The sequence below is a fragment of the Aeromonas lusitana genome, from assembly GCF_002812985.1.
Lineage (GTDB): Bacteria > Pseudomonadota > Gammaproteobacteria > Enterobacterales > Aeromonadaceae > Aeromonas > Aeromonas lusitana.
Genome location: NZ_PGCP01000004.1, coordinates 254,550 through 269,565, shown reverse-complemented (window position 1 = coordinate 269,565; position 15,016 = coordinate 254,550). Strand labels below are relative to the sequence as shown.

Genomic DNA, 15,016 nt, shown 5'->3' with positions numbered 1-15,016 from the left:
ACAAGGCGCCTTAGGGCGCCTTGTCGTTTCTGGTTTGCGCGCAAGCTCGGCCGTTTCATCTCCCTTCTCCCACTTTTTCGAAGAGACGGGGAGAAGGGGCGGGGATGAGGGGGTCTGTTACAAGCCTCACTCAGCCTTATCGGTGGGTGATGAGCCGTCGTCAATGACAACTCCCTGACCCATCTCCAGCCTAGCGCTGAACACCCCCTCTTCCAGCCGGGTGCTGATCTGCCAGTCCAGCTTCTCGCAGATGCGCTGGATGATGGTGAGGCCACAGCCATAGCCCAGGATCTGGTCCGGCGCCGCCGCGGTGGGGTTGCTGATGGTGAGTGTCTGCTCCGTCAGCTGGATCTCGATATGCCCCTCGGCGTAGCTCAGAGCATTCTTGAGCAGGTTGCCGAGCGCGATGGCGAGCAGGGAGAGGGGGGCATGCGCCTCCCCCTCTTCATCGAGTTGCAGCCGGATCTCGAGGCTCTCCCTGTGGAGCAGGGGGGCGAGGCGGGCCAGCTCCCGGCGGATCAGGGGGGCGACTCGCTGCGGTGGCCGCTCCACGGCCTCCTTGCGACCCAGCAGCAGGAAGGTTTCGGTGAGCAGGGCCATCTCGTCGCTGGCGGTGCGGATGCGACCCGCGGCCCGCACGGCGGGGGCGGGCAAGTCCGTCACCTTGCCGAGCAGGGCCGCCGAGCCCTGGATCACCATGTTGGGGGTGCGCAGCTCGTGGCTTGCGAAGCGGCTGAACTCCTGCTCCCGGGCGAACACGGCGGCGACCTCATGCTTGCCGGCGAGCAGGGCCAGCTCGATCTCCCGCAGCTCCTGCCAGGGGGCATCCGGCACGAAGTCGGCCTGATCCGGGGTGAGGTGGGCGACCCGCTGGCGCAGCCGTTCCAGCGGCCTGGTGATGTGACGCACCAGCCAGATGCCGAAGGCGACGCTGCACAGCAGCAGGACCAGCCCGATCACCCGGGTGACCAGGTGCAGCTTGTCTTCATAAGGATCCAGATAGTCGTCGGCGTCGTCGTTGAAGACGAGATAGAGCAGACCCTGGCCCGAGGGGTGGGAGCGTACCAGGAAGTGCTTGTCCTCGTTGCCGAGCTGATGCTCGTAGAAACCGGGGCTGGCGTAGGGCTTGAGCCAGGCGGGCAGTCGTCCGGCCTGGGTCCAGTAGCTGGAGAACTGGCGTGGGCTGGGGGCTGGCGCCGCCGGGCCGAGTCGCAGCCAGTCATCGTCGTAGCGGGTGGCCTCGGCCTCCAGCCAGTGACGCAGGCTAAGCTCCTCCATCTTGTTTTCGGCCACCACCATCAGCAGGCTGAGGATCAGCAGCAGCAGGAGCCCGGCCCCCCCCAGCACCAGGATCAGCCGATTGCGCAGCCTTGGCAGGCTCATAAGGAGACCAGCCTGTACCCCTGGCCGTGCAAGGTCTCCAGCATGGGGCTGGGGAAGGGCTTGTCGAGGGCGTTGCGCAGGGCATAGATGTGGCTGCGCAGGGCATCGGAGTCAGGCTCCTCATCCCCCCAGACGGTATCCAGTACCTCCTGGCGCGTCACCAGTTGAGGTGCCCGTTTCACCAGCAGTGTGAGGATCTGGAACGGGATCTTGCCGAGTTTGAGCTCAACCCCCGCCCGTTTGGCGCGGCCGCTGGCGGGATCCACCGTCAGCTCGCCGTAGCTGAGGGTGCCCAGATCGCCACGGGGGCCGCGCAGGGAGAGGGCCTGCAGCCTGACTTCCAGCTCCTCCATGGCGAACGGCTTGACCAGGTAGTCGTCACCGCCGGCGCGAAAACCGGCCAGCTTGTCGTCCAGGCTGTCCCGGGCGGTGAGAAACAGCACGGGCGTGGAGATGCCGTCGGCTCTTAATTGTTCAACGGTACGCAGCCCATCGAGGCGCGGCATCATGACGTCCATGATGATGACGTCGAAGCGCTGCTCCGCCAGCAGTTGCAGGGCGGCCTGGCCGTGATAGGCACAATCCAGCTGATGCCCCGCCAGTTCCAGGTAGTCCATGATGGTCTCTGCCACCTGGGGATTGTCTTCCACCACCAGTATTTTCATGATTTGATCTCCTGCTCCCGGCCGGCATTTCACGGCCATTTCACACCGGATAAGGTATCTTGTGTGCCAGTGTAACCCCGAGGATCCCCGATGAAGAAGTCTCTCTGCGCCCTCTGGCTGTTGATCTTGCTGCCTTTTGGCCTGGTGCAGGCGGCCGAGTTCAAGCTGACCGGCCGTACCAGCTGGCAGCTCGGCCAATTGATGGTCAACGGCATCCCCTTCGATCTCGATGGCGATACCCGCTTCAAGGATGGGTTGAGCGAGGACGATCTCGGCGGCACCTGGGTCGAGCTGGAAGGGGAGACGCAAGGGGAGAGGCGCCTGATCCGCAAGGTGGAGGCGCTGGAAGAGGACGATGAGATGGAGCTGGAAGGGCCGGTGGAGCAGGGGCGGATCTGGGGTTATGTCACCTCGGACGAGAGTCTGGCCCCCTTCGAAGGACGCTGGCTGGAGCTCGAATGCCAGTTTGACGGCATGCGCCTGAGCCGCTGCCGGGAAGAGGACTAGCCACTCTCTTCGCCCCCGGCCGGAAAAAAGTCCCGATCCGGCCCATAGTTAAGCCTCGAGTCCCCGTGACCCCGAGGTCCTGCCATGACAAGAACCGCACTCATCCTCTGCATGCTGCCACTGGGCGCCCTGGCCATGGAGCCCGAGCTCTGGCTGGTGGAACTGGAGCACAACGATGGCATCCGTCTGCAGTTTCAGGGGGCCGAGCTGGAGTTAGGCAGTGCCGATCTGGTGGGTATCGACGGGCCAGATGCCCTCAGGCCAGGCATGCGCCTCGCCATTCAGAGTCGTTACGGTGTCGCCGAGCAGATCCAGGTGATTGCCTCGGCTCCGACCCTGGCCCAGAGCAGCCAGTGGCTGCGGGCGGAAGACAGGCTGCTCGCCGTGGCCGGGCAAGCCTTGTTGCTGCAGGAGCTGGGGGTGCTGGTGTTCGATACCCAGACCCGCTGGTTGAACGGCAGCCCGGCGGATCTGCAAGCGGGCCGCAGACTGGTGCTGAGCCGTGATGAGGACGGACGGCTGACCGAAGTGTTGATCCCCAATCCGGAAGAAGACCCGGAATAGGCCGCCTGAATAGCGCTCATTGATCTGACGGATATTAGCTATGTTAAATGAGTGTCGACCTGGATATTCAATAATTAAAAACTTTAACACCACGAAAATTACAAATTAAATAATAAAGTAATAACTCTGATATTAAAGTCATCATCAATAAGATAACCAATTTGTTAATTGGCATTAGGTCCATTGTGAATAATTAAAGTGTGGACTCGATCGCAATCCAGGCTGTTTTTGGCTGATATTGTCCCCCCTGCATGCAACGAAATTAATATCATTCGCATGCCTATACCTACAATATTGGGGGAGCTATGGATAAACTTAAAATAACCGGATTGGCGTTGGCCATCTCGACGTTGCTGATGAGCCAGGCCTATGGGGCAGAGCCTATCTACCCTGATCAGCTGAAGTACTTCAGCCTTGGTAGCCAGCGCTGTGGTGATGATTATCGCGCCCTGACGCGTAATGAGGCCATGAGTATCCGCAGCGATATAGTCAGCAAGATGGGGCAATGGCAGATCACCGGCCTGGCTGATAACTGGGTCATCATGGGCTCAGGTTATAGTGGTGAAATAAAGCAAGGTAGCGCGAGCGATACCTGGTGTTATCCCAAGAAACCGATAACGGGAGAAATACCTGTTTTATCTGCATGGAATATTCCGGCTGGTGATGAGATCGATGTGCAATGGCGTATGGTCCATGACAATGATTATTTCATCAGGCCGGTCAGCTATCTTGCCCATAATTTGGGTTATGCCTGGGTCGGTGGCGATCATAGCCAATATGTGGGTGAAGATATGGACATCACTCGCGTCAGTGATGGCTGGCTCATCCAGGGAAATAATGGGGGGGGCTGCAGTGGTTATCGCTGTGGCGAGAAGACCTCCATCAAGGTGAGCAACTTCTCCTACACCCTGGATCCGGGTTCATTCAGCCACGGCTTGGTGACTGAAAGCGGCAAGCAGCTGGTCAAGACCATCACAGCCACGGCGACCAACTATACCGACCTGCCCCAGCAGGTGGTGGTGACTCTCAAGTACGACAAGGCGACCAACTGGTCCAAGACCGATACCTATGGCTTGAGTGAGAAGGTGGGGATCAAGAAAACCTTCCAGATCCCTCAGGTATCCAGCACCGAATACTCGGTGGAAATATCGTCCAGCCAGACCTGGGCTCGTCAAGAAGGGGGTTCAGCAACCGAAACGGTATCGATAGAAGCTCGCCCTACTGTGCCGCCCCATTCCAGTGTACCGGTCCGGGTTGCATTGTATAAGGCCAACGTCTCTTATCCGTATGAATTCAAAGCGGATATTAACTATGACCTGACCCTGAACGGCTTCCTGCGCTGGGGTGGCAATGCCTGGCATACCCATCCAGGGGATCGTCCGACCAAGGCCCATACCTTCGCTATCGGTCCTTTCCGTGACAATGCCAGCAGCATCAACTACCAGTGGAGCAAGCGTTACATCCCGGGTGAAGTTAAGTGGTGGGACTGGAACTGGACCATCAGCCAGCATGGCTTGGCGAACATGCAATCCTTGCTTGGGCAAGTATTGCGGCCGATTCGCTCCACCGTCTCCGGTGATTTCTATGCCGAGAGCCAGTTCGCAGGCGACATAGAGATCGGTCAGCCAAAAGCACAGAAGGTCATGGCGCTGCGCAGGGCGAACAGTGATGCGGTAGCGCTCACCGGCGTTGCCCTGGACACGGATGAACTGGCTCAGGCCGGGTTTGGCAATGTCGAGTTCAAGGTAGAACCCGTCGTCGGCAAGTGATCCAGTGGTAGTGAAAACGTGGTGTAAAACCGGGCTTTTGCCCGGTTTTTGTTTGTTAAATATCTATTTTTTAGCGAGTTTAGCTGCCTTTTGTTGGCTTGTCCGACCGTGTCCTGAGTGCGTTACCGATTCCGGCCGCGAGTCAGCCGCCTCGTTCGCAGGGATGAGAGGAGGTTGGCCTATTCAACCCGCTCCTTCGCCCGTCGGTGCACCACCCTGGTCGGGCTTCGCTACTGGTCGGCTGTGTTAATGCCTTGTACTTTCAAATTCCCCACTTATACTGGCGCCATCTTGTCGGAGTGCTGACCGTCGAACGACGCTAAGCTGAGACCGTTAATTCGGGATCCGTGGAACCTGATCAGGCTAGAACCTGCGAAGGGAAACAAGGGTAACTTGCGAGTTGCCGCGCTCGGGAGCATCCGCTTCCTGCTTGCTACAGGGTCAGTCCCGGCAAGCCAGCGCACGAGAGGGAGTCTGCCTCGCCGAACCACCCATCAGGGAGGGTCTGTGCAAGGCAGGAGGGGCTAGCAGACTGGCACCACTCCCTCTCGACGCACATCCGCTCGCAGGTTCATCTTCTCCTCGAACTCCAGACAAGCAAACACCCATAACTTCAACCAGTTAATGTGAGTTTTGCTATGTCTACCCCAATCCAGTCCGCACCAGAAGTCCAGCCTGTTTCCGCCAAGGCCGCTCCCGCCAGCCGCCGCGAGCAGCGTGCCAGTGCCCAGCGCTTTATCGATAACTTGAAGGGCATGGCCCATCCCAACTCCAAGCGCATCTTTATCGAAGGATCTCGCCCCGACATTCGGGTGGGGCTGAGGGAGATCGCCCTGGCCGACACCTTCGTCGGCGGCAGCAAGGAGGAGCCCAAGTTCGAGCCCAACGACCCCGTGCCCGTCTACGACACCTCGGGTGCCTACGGGGACGAGAACGCCCAGATCGACGTGCGCCTCGGTCTGCCGCGCCTGCGGGAGGCCTGGGTGCTGGAGCGGGGCGATACCGAGCCGCTGCCGGGCCTGAGCTCCACCTTCACCCAGGAGCGCCTGGCGGACGAGGGGCTGGATCATCTTCGCTTCGAACATCTGCCCAAACCCCGCCGTGCCAAGGCTGGCAAGTGGGTGACCCAGTTGCATTATGCCCGCCAGGGGATAGTGACTCCCGAGATGGAATTTATCGCCATTCGCGAGAACATGGGCCGCGAGCGCGTGCGCTCCGAGTTGCTGCTGCGCCAGCATCCGGGCCAGGGTTTCGGCGCCCGTCTGCCCCAGAACATCACCCCGGAATTCGTGCGCGATGAGGTAGCCGCCGGCCGCGCCATCATCCCCAGCAACATCAACCACCCGGAAACCGAGCCCATGATCATCGGCCGCAACTTCCTAGTGAAGATCAACGCCAACATAGGCAACTCGGCGGTCAGTTCCAGCATCGAAGAGGAAGTGGAGAAGCTGGTCTGGTCCACCCGCTGGGGCGCCGATACCGTCATGGATCTCTCCACCGGCCGCAACATCCACGAGACCCGCGAGTGGATCCTGCGCAACAGCCCTGTCCCCATCGGTACCGTACCCATCTATCAGGCCCTGGAGAAGACCAACGGCATCGCCGAGGATCTGACCTGGGAGCTGTTCCGCGACACCCTGCTCGAACAAGCCGAGCAGGGTGTGGATTACTTCACCATCCACGCAGGCGTGCTGCTGCGCTACGTGCCCATGACAGCCCGGCGCCTCACCGGCATAGTGTCCCGCGGTGGCAGCATCATGGCCAAGTGGTGTCTCTCCCATCACAAGGAGAACTTCCTCTACCAGCACTTCCGCGAGATCTGCGAGATCTGCGCGGCCTACGACGTGGCGCTCTCTTTGGGGGACGGCCTGCGTCCGGGCTCCGTCTATGATGCCAACGACGAGGCGCAATTTGCCGAGCTGCACACCCTGGGTGAGCTCACCAAGATCGCCTGGGAGTACGACGTGCAGGTGATGATCGAGGGGCCGGGTCACGTGCCCATGCACATGATCGAGCGCAACATGACCGAGCAGCTGGAGCACTGCCACGAGGCACCCTTCTACACGCTGGGCCCGCTCACCACAGATATCGCCCCCGGTTACGATCACTTCACCTCCGGCATTGGCGCCGCCATGATCGGCTGGTACGGCTGCGCCATGCTCTGCTACGTCACCCCCAAGGAGCACCTGGGGCTGCCGAACAAGGAAGACGTGAAGCAGGGCCTCATCACCTACAAGATCGCCGCCCACGCCGCTGACTTGGCCAAGGGTCACCCGGGCGCCCAGATCCGTGACAACGCCATGTCCAAGGCGCGTTTCGAGTTCCGTTGGGAGGATCAGTTCAACCTGGCGCTGGATCCCGAGACCGCCCGCGCCTACCACGACGAGACCCTGCCCCAGGAGTCCGGCAAGGTGGCGCACTTCTGCTCCATGTGCGGCCCCAAGTTCTGCTCCATGAAGATCACCCAGGACGTGCGCGACTATGCCGCCAAGCTGGAAGCGGTCGAGGTCAAGCTGGTGGGCATGGATGGCCAGCAGGAGCGGGTCGTGGCGGAAGTCGAGACCGGCATGGCCCAGATGGCGGAAGTCTTCAAGGAGAAGGGGGGCGAGCTCTACCATCAGGCCGCGGCGCTGAAGCAGGAGCGGGAAGAGGCATGAGCACCAAACCCATCGTCTGGACCATAGCGGGTTCGGACTCCGGGGGCGGCGCCGGCATTCAGGCCGATCTGCATACGTTGCATGCCCTCGGGGTGCACGGCTGCTCGGTGATCTCCGCCATCACGGCCCAGAACTCGGTGGCGGTGAAGATGGTGGATCCCGTGCTGATGCAGAGCTTCACCGCCCAGATCGACGCCCTCGGCGTCGATCTGCCCCCCGCCGCCATCAAGATAGGTCTGCTGCCGACCCGGCTGCATGTGGAGGTGCTGGCCCGCCGGCTCGATACCCTGAGTGCCCCCTTTGTGGTCTATGACCCGGTCGCCATCGCAAGCACAGGCACCCCCATGGCGGAGCCGAACATGCTGACGGCGGTGCGCGAACACCTGCTGCCGCGCCTGTCCCTCATCACCCCCAACGGCCCCGAGCTGGAAGCCCTGACCGGCATCCCGGCGACCAGCCCGGCACTGGTACGGGCGGGGGCGGCGCGGTTGCGCGAACTCGGCGCCCGCGCCGTGCTGGTGAAGGGCGGCCACCTCGGCTGGAGCGGGGATCACTGCCTCGACTACTACCAGGACGAGAGCCGGGAATTCTGGCTGGCAGCGCCGCGCCTCGCGACCCGTCACGGCCACGGCACCGGCTGCTGTTACGCCAGCGCCATCGCCGCCGTCGTGGCGCTGGATTACCCCATCGAAGACGCCATCACCTTGGCCCGCGCTTACCTGCAGCAAGGGCTGGCGGGGGCGCAGGGGGTGGGGGCCGGCCCCGGCCCCATAGCCCACCTCGGCTGGCCGACTGATCTTGCCCAGTTTCCTCGCGCCGTGTTGCCAGGTTCCGAGCTGGATCGCCGCTTCGACCTCTGGCCTGCCAGCGAGGCACGCTTGCCGCAAGGTCCCTTCGCCCAAACCGAGCATGGCCTCGGCCTCTATCCCGTGGTGGATTCGGTCAAGTGGCTCAGACGCCTGCTGGGTGAGGGAGTCAAGACCATACAGCTGCGGATAAAAGATCTGCCGGCAGCTGCGGTGGCCCCCGCCATCGCCAGGGCGGTGGCGCTCGGCCGCCAGCATCGGGCCCGGCTCTTTATCAACGACTACTGGCAGCAAGCCATCGAGGCCGGTGCCTACGGCGTGCACCTGGGACAGGAGGACATGGAGACGGCGGATCTCGCCGCCATCCAGGCCGCTGGCCTGCGCCTTGGCATATCCACCCACGGCTACTTCGAGCTGATGCGGGCGCGCGAACTCGCCCCGTCCTATATCGCGCTCGGCCACATCTTCCCCACCAACACCAAGCAGATGCCATCCCGCCCCCAGGGGCTGGTGCGCCTGCACCACTACCGCGCCCTGATGGCGGACTGGCCCACGGTCGCCATCGGCGGCATCAGCGAGTCGCGCATAGCCCAGGTGCAGAAGAGCGGGGTCGGCAGTATCGCTCTGGTTTCCGCCATTACAGGGAGCGATGACTGGCAGGGGGCTACGGCCCGGCTGCTGGCCGCCGTGGGGGCAGGGGATCCGGCGCTCTCCGCCATCCCGGCAAAGGAGGCTGCACATGCTCTCTGACGAGGCGTCGCTGAGTGACGAAGAGTACCTGAGATACGGCCGCCAGCTGATGCTGGCCGAAATTGGCGAGGCGGGGCAGGCACGGCTCAAAGAGAAGTCGGTGCTCATTGTCGGCCTCGGCGGCCTCGGTTCACCGCTCGCACTCTATCTCGCCGGGGCCGGGGTGGGGACGCTCTGGCTCGCCGATGGCGACGTGGTGGATTCCAGCAATCTGCCGCGCCAGTTTCTCTACACCGGGGAGGATCTGCGCCGCTCCAAGGCCGAGCTGGCCCGCGAGCGCCTGAGCCAACACAACCCGCTGGTGGAGCTGATCGCCATCAACCAGCGGCTCGATGAGGCAAGCTTGCCGGAGTTTGTAGCCGAGGTGGATCTGGTTGTCGACTGCTGCGACAACCTCCCTACCCGCCACGCCATCAACGCCGCCTGCGTGAGGCAGGGTAAGCCCTGGATCTCAGCCGCCGCTGTCGGCTGGCAGGGTCAACTGATGGTGCGAAGTGCCCCCGAGCACGCCTGCTACGCCTGCCTCTACCCGGCGGATACCGAGATAAGAGAGAGCTGCCAGAGCAGCGGCGTCACTGGCCCCTTGGTCGGCGTGATGGGTTCCTTGCAGGCGCTGGAGGCCATCAAGCTGCTGCTCGGCCGTGAGAGCCCGGTGGCGGGCACCTTGCGCCGCTTCGATGCCCTGACCCACGAGTGGCAGAGCCTGCGCCTGCCAGCGGATCCCGCCTGCCCTGTTTGTAGCAATGGCAACGGCAGCGCCAACAAGGATTGCCCATGAATATTCGACTGAACGACAAGGCGCTGGCCCTGACAACGGAAGAGGGCGCCAGCGTGGCCGCCCTGCTGGCGGCGCAAGCGGTCGCTCCCCAGGGGGTGGCGGTGGCCCTCAACGGCGCCGTGCTGCCCCGCAGCCGCTGGCCCGAGACTCCCCTCGTTGAGGGGGATGAACTTCATCTCTTTACTGCCATCGCCGGAGGCTAAGATGCTACGCATTGCCGATCACACCTTCTCATCCCGCCTCTTTACCGGCACCGGCAAGTTCGCCCGCCCGGAATTGATGGCTGCCGCCATAGAGGCGAGCGGCTCCCAGCTGGTCACCATGGCCATCAAGCGCCTGGAGCCCGGCAAGCGCCACGACGATATCCTGAGCCCTCTGCTGCAACTCGGGGTCAAGCTGTTGCCCAACACCTCGGGGGCCAAGACCGCCGCCGAGGCGGTGTTTGCCGCTCATCTGGCCCGCGAGGCGCTGGGGACGAACTGGTTGAAGCTGGAAATCCACCCAGACCCCAAATATTTGCTGCCCGATCCCATAGAGACGCTGAAAGCGGCCGAGCAGTTGGTGCGAGAGGGCTTTGTGGTGCTGCCCTACTGCGGTGCCGATCCTGTGCTCTGCAAGCGGCTCGAAGAGGTGGGCTGCGCCGCCGTGATGCCGCTCGGCGCCCCCATCGGCTCCAATCAGGGGCTGGTGACCCGGGAGTTTCTCTCCATCATCGTCGAGCAGGCCAATGTGCCCGTGGTGGTGGATGCAGGGATCGGGGCACCCAGCCATGCGGCGGCGGCGTTCGAACTCGGCGCCGATGCGGTACTGGTCAACACCGCCATTGCCGTGAGCGGTGACCCTGTCGCCATGGGCCGGGCCTTCGCATTGGCCTGCGAGGCGGGCCGCAGCGCCTATATGGCGGGGCTCGGGATTCGCGGCTTCCAGGCCAACGCCTCCAGCCCCCTCACCGATTTTCTGGAGGCCCTATGAGCCAGGGCACGGGCCAGGACTTGTTGGCCATGGCCTCTCTCACCCCTCTTCCCGAGATGGAGGGGATCCGCCCCCCTCTCCCTTTGGGAGAGGGGCTGGGGGTGAGGGCCGCGGTTGAGACAAAAGAGGCGAGCTTTATCGATCGCTGGCAGGAGCTCGACTGGGATGACGTTGGCATGCAGATCCGCGCCAAGACGGCTCGGGATGTGGAGTTGGCGCTGGGCAAATCACGGCGCAATCTGCAGGATTTTATGTCGCTGATCTCCCCGGCGGCAGAAGCTTATCTGCCCCAGCTAGCCCAGCTGGCAGAAAGTCTCACCCGCCAGCGCTTTGGCAACACGGTCGGCTTCTATGTGCCGCTCTATCTGTCGAACCTCTGTGCCAACGACTGCAGCTACTGCGGCTTCTCCATGAGCAACCGCCTCAAACGCAAGACACTGAATGTAGAGGAGATAGAGCGCGAGTGCCTCGCCATCAAGGCGCGCGGCTTCGACAGCGTGCTGCTGGTGACCGGCGAGCATGAGACCAAGGTGGGCATGGCCTATTTTCGCGAGATGATGCCCATCATCCGCCGCCACTTCAGTACCGTGGGGATGGAGGTGCAGCCGCTCTCACAGGCCGAATATGCCGAGCTGAAAACCTTGGGATTAGATGCCGTTATGGTCTATCAGGAGACTTATCACGCCCCCGCCTACGCCCGCCATCACCTGCGCGGCAACAAGCAGGACATAGCGTGGCGTCTCGCCACCCCGGACCGGCTCGGCCGCGCCGGGGTGGACAAGATAGGGCTGGGGGCACTCATCGGTTTGTCGGCGGACTGGCGCAGCGACAGCTATTTTGTGGCCGAACACCTGGCCTGGATGGAGCGCCACCACTGGCAGAGCCGCTATTCTCTCTCCTTCCCGCGCCTGCGCCCCTGCACCGGGGGGCTGGAGCCCGAGATAACGATGTCGGATCGCCAGCTGGTGCAGCTTATCTGCGCCTGGCGCCTGTTCTCGCCGACCCTGGACTTGTCCCTCTCCACCCGCGAATCCCCGGCGTTTCGCAACGGCGCCCTGCGCCTTGGCATCACCCAGATGTCGGCGGAGTCGCGCACCCAGCCCGGCGGTTACGCCGACGGCGGCAAGGAGGAGCTGGAGCAGTTCGCCATCCACGATGACAGATCCCTGGGGGAAGTGGCCGCAGCCGTCAGGCAGGCGGGGTTGCAGCCGGTGTTTAAGGACTGGGAATCCTTCTTGGGTCGATAGGGAGAGGGGAGGGAGTTCGGCCAAACTCCGCGCCTGTGGCGAGAGGGCACGGCGTTGCCGTGCAGGACGCGAGGCCGCCGGCCTTGAAGGAGTTTCGCCCGCCCTTCGGGCTGGGGCGAGTGGCTTTGGAAAGACCCGCTCTTTTCCGAAATCGCACCAAAGGTCTTCTCCCCCGCTTATTCGCCCGACTACGTCGGGTTCCTTCGGCTCACCCGCTTGTCCAACGGCCCGCGCCGACGGGCCATCCATGGCCCGGCGCTGCTCGCTCGACATCCTGTCTCGCGGCCTGGACAAACGTGCTCGCCTCAGCGAATAAGAGGGGGAACCAATGCCGTGCCACCATAACCTTAGGAGGGCTTCGTAGGGTGCAATGAGCGGAGGGTGTTGTTCCTCTATTGTGAAGATAGAAGCGAAACTCACTTCGCTCATTGCATTCTAGGTATATCTCCACTAATGGCATTGATGTTACTTGTTATATTCTTTTGGTAATGGACAGTCATAGTTGATGTCGATCATATCGAGGTTGGTGATAGAGAAATTAGCATATTTCACCCCCGTTTTAGATATGCTTTCATATGGGCGCCCAAAAATAAAAATAAATGCCAGTGGTTTCTCGTTTTTTATTATTTTTTCCAAGCGTGTGATTACAAGCTTTTTCACCTTGTAACTATCTATTAGTCGATCGCTGATCATTATTGTAGATAGAAGTTCTTCTTCTCCTTTCTTAAACGGCTTTTTGAATTTTATTTGATATCCATGGTTGGATTTCAATCTATTTATATATGCCCAGCCGTAGTAAACTACAGGGTGTTCAGGAAGGGACTCTAAGTCTTGCTCCCAAATGCATTTGAATACACTTCGATAATTAACATCTTTTCCTTGTATATTCACTCGTCTATAAATTATGGACTTGTCTTTTTTATAACGAATATAACGACCGACAATAGCTCTGACAGAATAAATTGTGCCTATACTACCATTTTCTTGGGTGGTGGTATTGTTAGAATGATTTTTTGCTTTAAATTCATGGGTTTTTAATTTATTTGAAGGAGTGTTGCTTGGCTCGTCGTAATAAGATGCGGGTCGTTCCAGAAGAAATAAATCGACAACTGACTCATCTATGGACTGCTTTTCTTTTTTAATATATGAGGCTTCATTGTAATGCAATTTTAATGGGATCTTATTAAAAATTTCACAAGTAGAACTATGTGAGCCATAAACTCGAAAATGAGGAGAAACTTTCATGTCCTGAACATCTTCATCTAGGTTGGCGCAAGTCACTTGTGCCATACAGTCAGAGCCTGGGCATAGAAAGTTCCTCTTGTCTTTAATTAACCCAGACCAGTAAAATTCATAAGCTCTGTCGGGGTCAATATAATCATTAACATCCGTGCTGTATGCAATATCTAAAGACAAAATAAAATACTCCTATAAATCATAAGAATTATTGGTTCTTTTGTTTTCTTGCTAGGTTGTAACTCCTCTTGGCATTTTTTAAATAATCACAGTGTTCCATTATCTTTTTGATAAGCTCTTCAACTAGCTCAATGGAGTAATAGTGTAGTTCTGGGTTTGCATTCTTGTAATGGAACTTATTATTACATGATTTCCATGATTTCCATGATTTCCATGATTTCCATGATTTCCATGATTTCCATGAATTCTTGTATGCAATAGCATCGAAACAATTTTTATTTATTAGTGGGATCCCAGTTTTCTTGTCATGTGACAAATGCTTTTTGAGAATTTCTTCATCATATCTACCTTGTAGACGAGAATTTATTTCATTGATCGCATCCTTCTGTAAGAACGGATGGGTCTTTTCTCTATCGGTTGGCTTTTCTATTATTAGTGCTTGTCTAAGGGCTTCAATGCCATCCTCAGCTCTGGTTAGCGCAATAGTATTTCCTTGAGCATCGTCGGTAGCAAATATTAGCTTTACATTAAGTGGGATAGCAAACTCAATATCATTGCTTAGATTTACTTCATGTTCAATTGATGTTGCTAATTCTAGTATGTCATTGGCTATCTCACCATGAGTTGATTTCATTATAGATATGGGTGGTGATTTAAACTCACCGACTAAAGAAATCATGCCGGTGTGGCTATTGTTTATAAATGAAACCTCAGTGAAGCTTTCGAACTGCGATGTGTAGTTAAGGACGCCGGATTGAAACACCCTGGAGATAATTCCTTGTATCTCAGGCATCAGTAGATGAACGGCCTGATCTCTAAAATAAGCGACTTGTTCTATGTTTTTTCTTATTTTAGAGTTGGCAGGGTAATATCTTTCTAAGCACTCCCGTAGAGATATGGTTTCTTTGAAACCTTTGGCTTTGGCTCTGAAAATAGACTTTTCACCATCTCTCTCTATTAATATTGCTTTCAAAAATTGTTCCCATGCAGTGCAAAAACACATTGAGAAAGCATCCATCTTGTTCTCTAAGGATGGCCTGTTGTATAACTCCAAGGCAAGGAACATGTTGTCTTTAGATTTTGCCAGTAATGCTTTGGCTAATTTTGATCTGCAGTTGTGACCTAATCCTCTCCTATTTTTAGATTGGGAGAGTAATTTTGAAAACTCTACTTCTGATATGCTCTGGCAGTTAGATGCATCATATAAACCATCAGGAGTTTCGCTAATGAAGTCTGCTAGCTGTCCTTTTATCCAATAAGTTCTGAATGTTGTTTCTTTCCATCCGGTCGCTGAGAGAACCCCTTCTAGGGAGAAAGGTATCCCATTTCTCTCTTTTTCTTGAAGAAACAAAAATAATGAAGATAGGGACTTACTTATTTTCATAAACACCCCGAGATAATAATTATATATATATATTCAAAATTATCTTTTGGCAGTGTAGCTTCAACCAATCGCATGCTGAAGCATTTGAGCCTTTTAATGTGAGGTGGTGCACTTTCTA

Annotated in this window: 13 protein-coding genes and 1 riboswitch; of the genes, 9 read left to right on the top strand and 4 right to left on the bottom strand. The window is 58.3% G+C overall.

The features are described 5' to 3' along the window. Positions 1-126: 126 nt before the first annotated feature. Positions 127-1,383 (bottom strand): sensor histidine kinase, encoded by a 1,257-nt coding sequence (locus CUC44_RS04480; protein WP_100858780.1) that lies wholly within the window; start codon positions 1,381-1,383, stop codon positions 127-129. After that, complete coding sequence (locus CUC44_RS04475; RefSeq protein WP_100858779.1) at positions 1,380-2,048, bottom strand: response regulator transcription factor; 669 nt, start codon at positions 2,046-2,048, stop codon at positions 1,380-1,382. Before CUC44_RS04475 ends, CUC44_RS04480 begins: the two co-directional genes overlap by 4 nt. A 90-nt stretch (positions 2,049-2,138) precedes the next feature. On the opposite strand from CUC44_RS04475, the gene CUC44_RS04470 reads away from it, so the two are divergent. From CUC44_RS04470 to thiH, 9 genes are all read left to right on the top strand, one after another. Further along, positions 2,139-2,555: a hypothetical protein gene (locus CUC44_RS04470; RefSeq protein ID WP_100858778.1), complete on the top strand. Its 417-nt coding sequence runs from the start codon at positions 2,139-2,141 to the stop codon at positions 2,553-2,555. An 84-nt stretch (positions 2,556-2,639) separates the two neighbouring features. Beyond that, positions 2,640-3,119, top strand: coding sequence for a hypothetical protein (locus tag CUC44_RS04465; RefSeq protein WP_100858777.1), 480 nt, complete (start codon positions 2,640-2,642; stop codon positions 3,117-3,119). A gap of 305 nt (positions 3,120-3,424) precedes the next feature. Continuing rightward, positions 3,425-4,888 carry an aerolysin family beta-barrel pore-forming toxin gene (locus tag CUC44_RS04460; protein WP_100858776.1) on the top strand — a complete coding sequence of 488 codons (1,464 nt, stop codon included), beginning with the start codon at positions 3,425-3,427 and terminating at the stop codon, positions 4,886-4,888. A gap of 285 nt (positions 4,889-5,173) precedes the next feature. Next, positions 5,174-5,287: riboswitch (TPP riboswitch) on the top strand. Between the two features lie 239 nt (positions 5,288-5,526). Next, the gene (thiC, locus tag CUC44_RS04455) at positions 5,527-7,545 is read left to right on the top strand and encodes a phosphomethylpyrimidine synthase ThiC (protein ID WP_100858775.1); all 2,019 of its coding nucleotides are present in this window, start codon (positions 5,527-5,529) and stop codon (positions 7,543-7,545) included. Then, positions 7,542-9,101, top strand: a complete 1,560-nt coding sequence (thiE, locus tag CUC44_RS04450; protein WP_100858774.1) for a thiamine phosphate synthase — start codon at positions 7,542-7,544, stop codon at positions 9,099-9,101. Before thiC ends, thiE begins: the two co-directional genes overlap by 4 nt. Beyond that, positions 9,091-9,879 (top strand): HesA/MoeB/ThiF family protein, encoded by a 789-nt coding sequence (locus CUC44_RS04445; RefSeq protein WP_100858773.1) that lies wholly within the window; start codon positions 9,091-9,093, stop codon positions 9,877-9,879. Before thiE ends, CUC44_RS04445 begins: the two co-directional genes overlap by 11 nt. After that, positions 9,876-10,082: a sulfur carrier protein ThiS gene (gene thiS / locus CUC44_RS04440; protein ID WP_100858772.1), complete on the top strand. Its 207-nt coding sequence runs from the start codon at positions 9,876-9,878 to the stop codon at positions 10,080-10,082. The genes CUC44_RS04445 and thiS overlap by 4 nt, the downstream gene beginning before the upstream one ends. A gap of 1 nt (position 10,083) precedes the next feature. After that, positions 10,084-10,851 carry a thiazole synthase gene (locus CUC44_RS04435; protein WP_100858771.1) on the top strand — a complete coding sequence of 256 codons (768 nt, stop codon included), beginning with the start codon at positions 10,084-10,086 and terminating at the stop codon, positions 10,849-10,851. 29 nt (positions 10,852-10,880) lie between these two features. Then, on the top strand, positions 10,881-12,098 hold the full coding sequence (thiH, locus tag CUC44_RS04430) for a 2-iminoacetate synthase ThiH (RefSeq protein WP_100858866.1): 1,218 nt from the start codon (positions 10,881-10,883) through the stop codon (positions 12,096-12,098). 465 nt (positions 12,099-12,563) lie between these two features. Here the strand turns inward: thiH and CUC44_RS04425 are convergent, their stop codons facing one another. Continuing rightward, on the bottom strand, positions 12,564-13,514 hold the full coding sequence (locus CUC44_RS04425; protein ID WP_100858770.1) for a hypothetical protein: 951 nt from the start codon (positions 13,512-13,514) through the stop codon (positions 12,564-12,566). 28 nt (positions 13,515-13,542) lie between these two features. Next, positions 13,543-14,898 carry a DUF3644 domain-containing protein gene (locus CUC44_RS04420; protein WP_100858769.1) on the bottom strand — a complete coding sequence of 452 codons (1,356 nt, stop codon included), beginning with the start codon at positions 14,896-14,898 and terminating at the stop codon, positions 13,543-13,545. Positions 14,899-15,016 lie beyond the last annotated feature (118 nt).

Coding starts and splice junctions, on each gene's coding strand:
- CUC44_RS04480 (WP_100858780.1), bottom strand. CDS start 1,383: ATGAGCCTGCCAAGGCTGCGCAATCGGCTGATCCTGGTGCTGGGGGGG.
- CUC44_RS04475 (WP_100858779.1), bottom strand. CDS start 2,048: ATGAAAATACTGGTGGTGGAAGACAATCCCCAGGTGGCAGAGACCATC.
- CUC44_RS04470 (WP_100858778.1), top strand. CDS start 2,139: ATGAAGAAGTCTCTCTGCGCCCTCTGGCTGTTGATCTTGCTGCCTTTT.
- CUC44_RS04465 (WP_100858777.1), top strand. CDS start 2,640: ATGACAAGAACCGCACTCATCCTCTGCATGCTGCCACTGGGCGCCCTG.
- CUC44_RS04460 (WP_100858776.1), top strand. CDS start 3,425: ATGGATAAACTTAAAATAACCGGATTGGCGTTGGCCATCTCGACGTTG.
- thiC (WP_100858775.1), top strand. CDS start 5,527: ATGTCTACCCCAATCCAGTCCGCACCAGAAGTCCAGCCTGTTTCCGCC.
- thiE (WP_100858774.1), top strand. CDS start 7,542: ATGAGCACCAAACCCATCGTCTGGACCATAGCGGGTTCGGACTCCGGG.
- CUC44_RS04445 (WP_100858773.1), top strand. CDS start 9,091: ATGCTCTCTGACGAGGCGTCGCTGAGTGACGAAGAGTACCTGAGATAC.
- thiS (WP_100858772.1), top strand. CDS start 9,876: ATGAATATTCGACTGAACGACAAGGCGCTGGCCCTGACAACGGAAGAG.
- CUC44_RS04435 (WP_100858771.1), top strand. CDS start 10,084: ATGCTACGCATTGCCGATCACACCTTCTCATCCCGCCTCTTTACCGGC.
- thiH (WP_100858866.1), top strand. CDS start 10,881: ATGGCCTCTCTCACCCCTCTTCCCGAGATGGAGGGGATCCGCCCCCCT.
- CUC44_RS04420 (WP_100858769.1), bottom strand. CDS start 14,898: ATGAAAATAAGTAAGTCCCTATCTTCATTATTTTTGTTTCTTCAAGAA.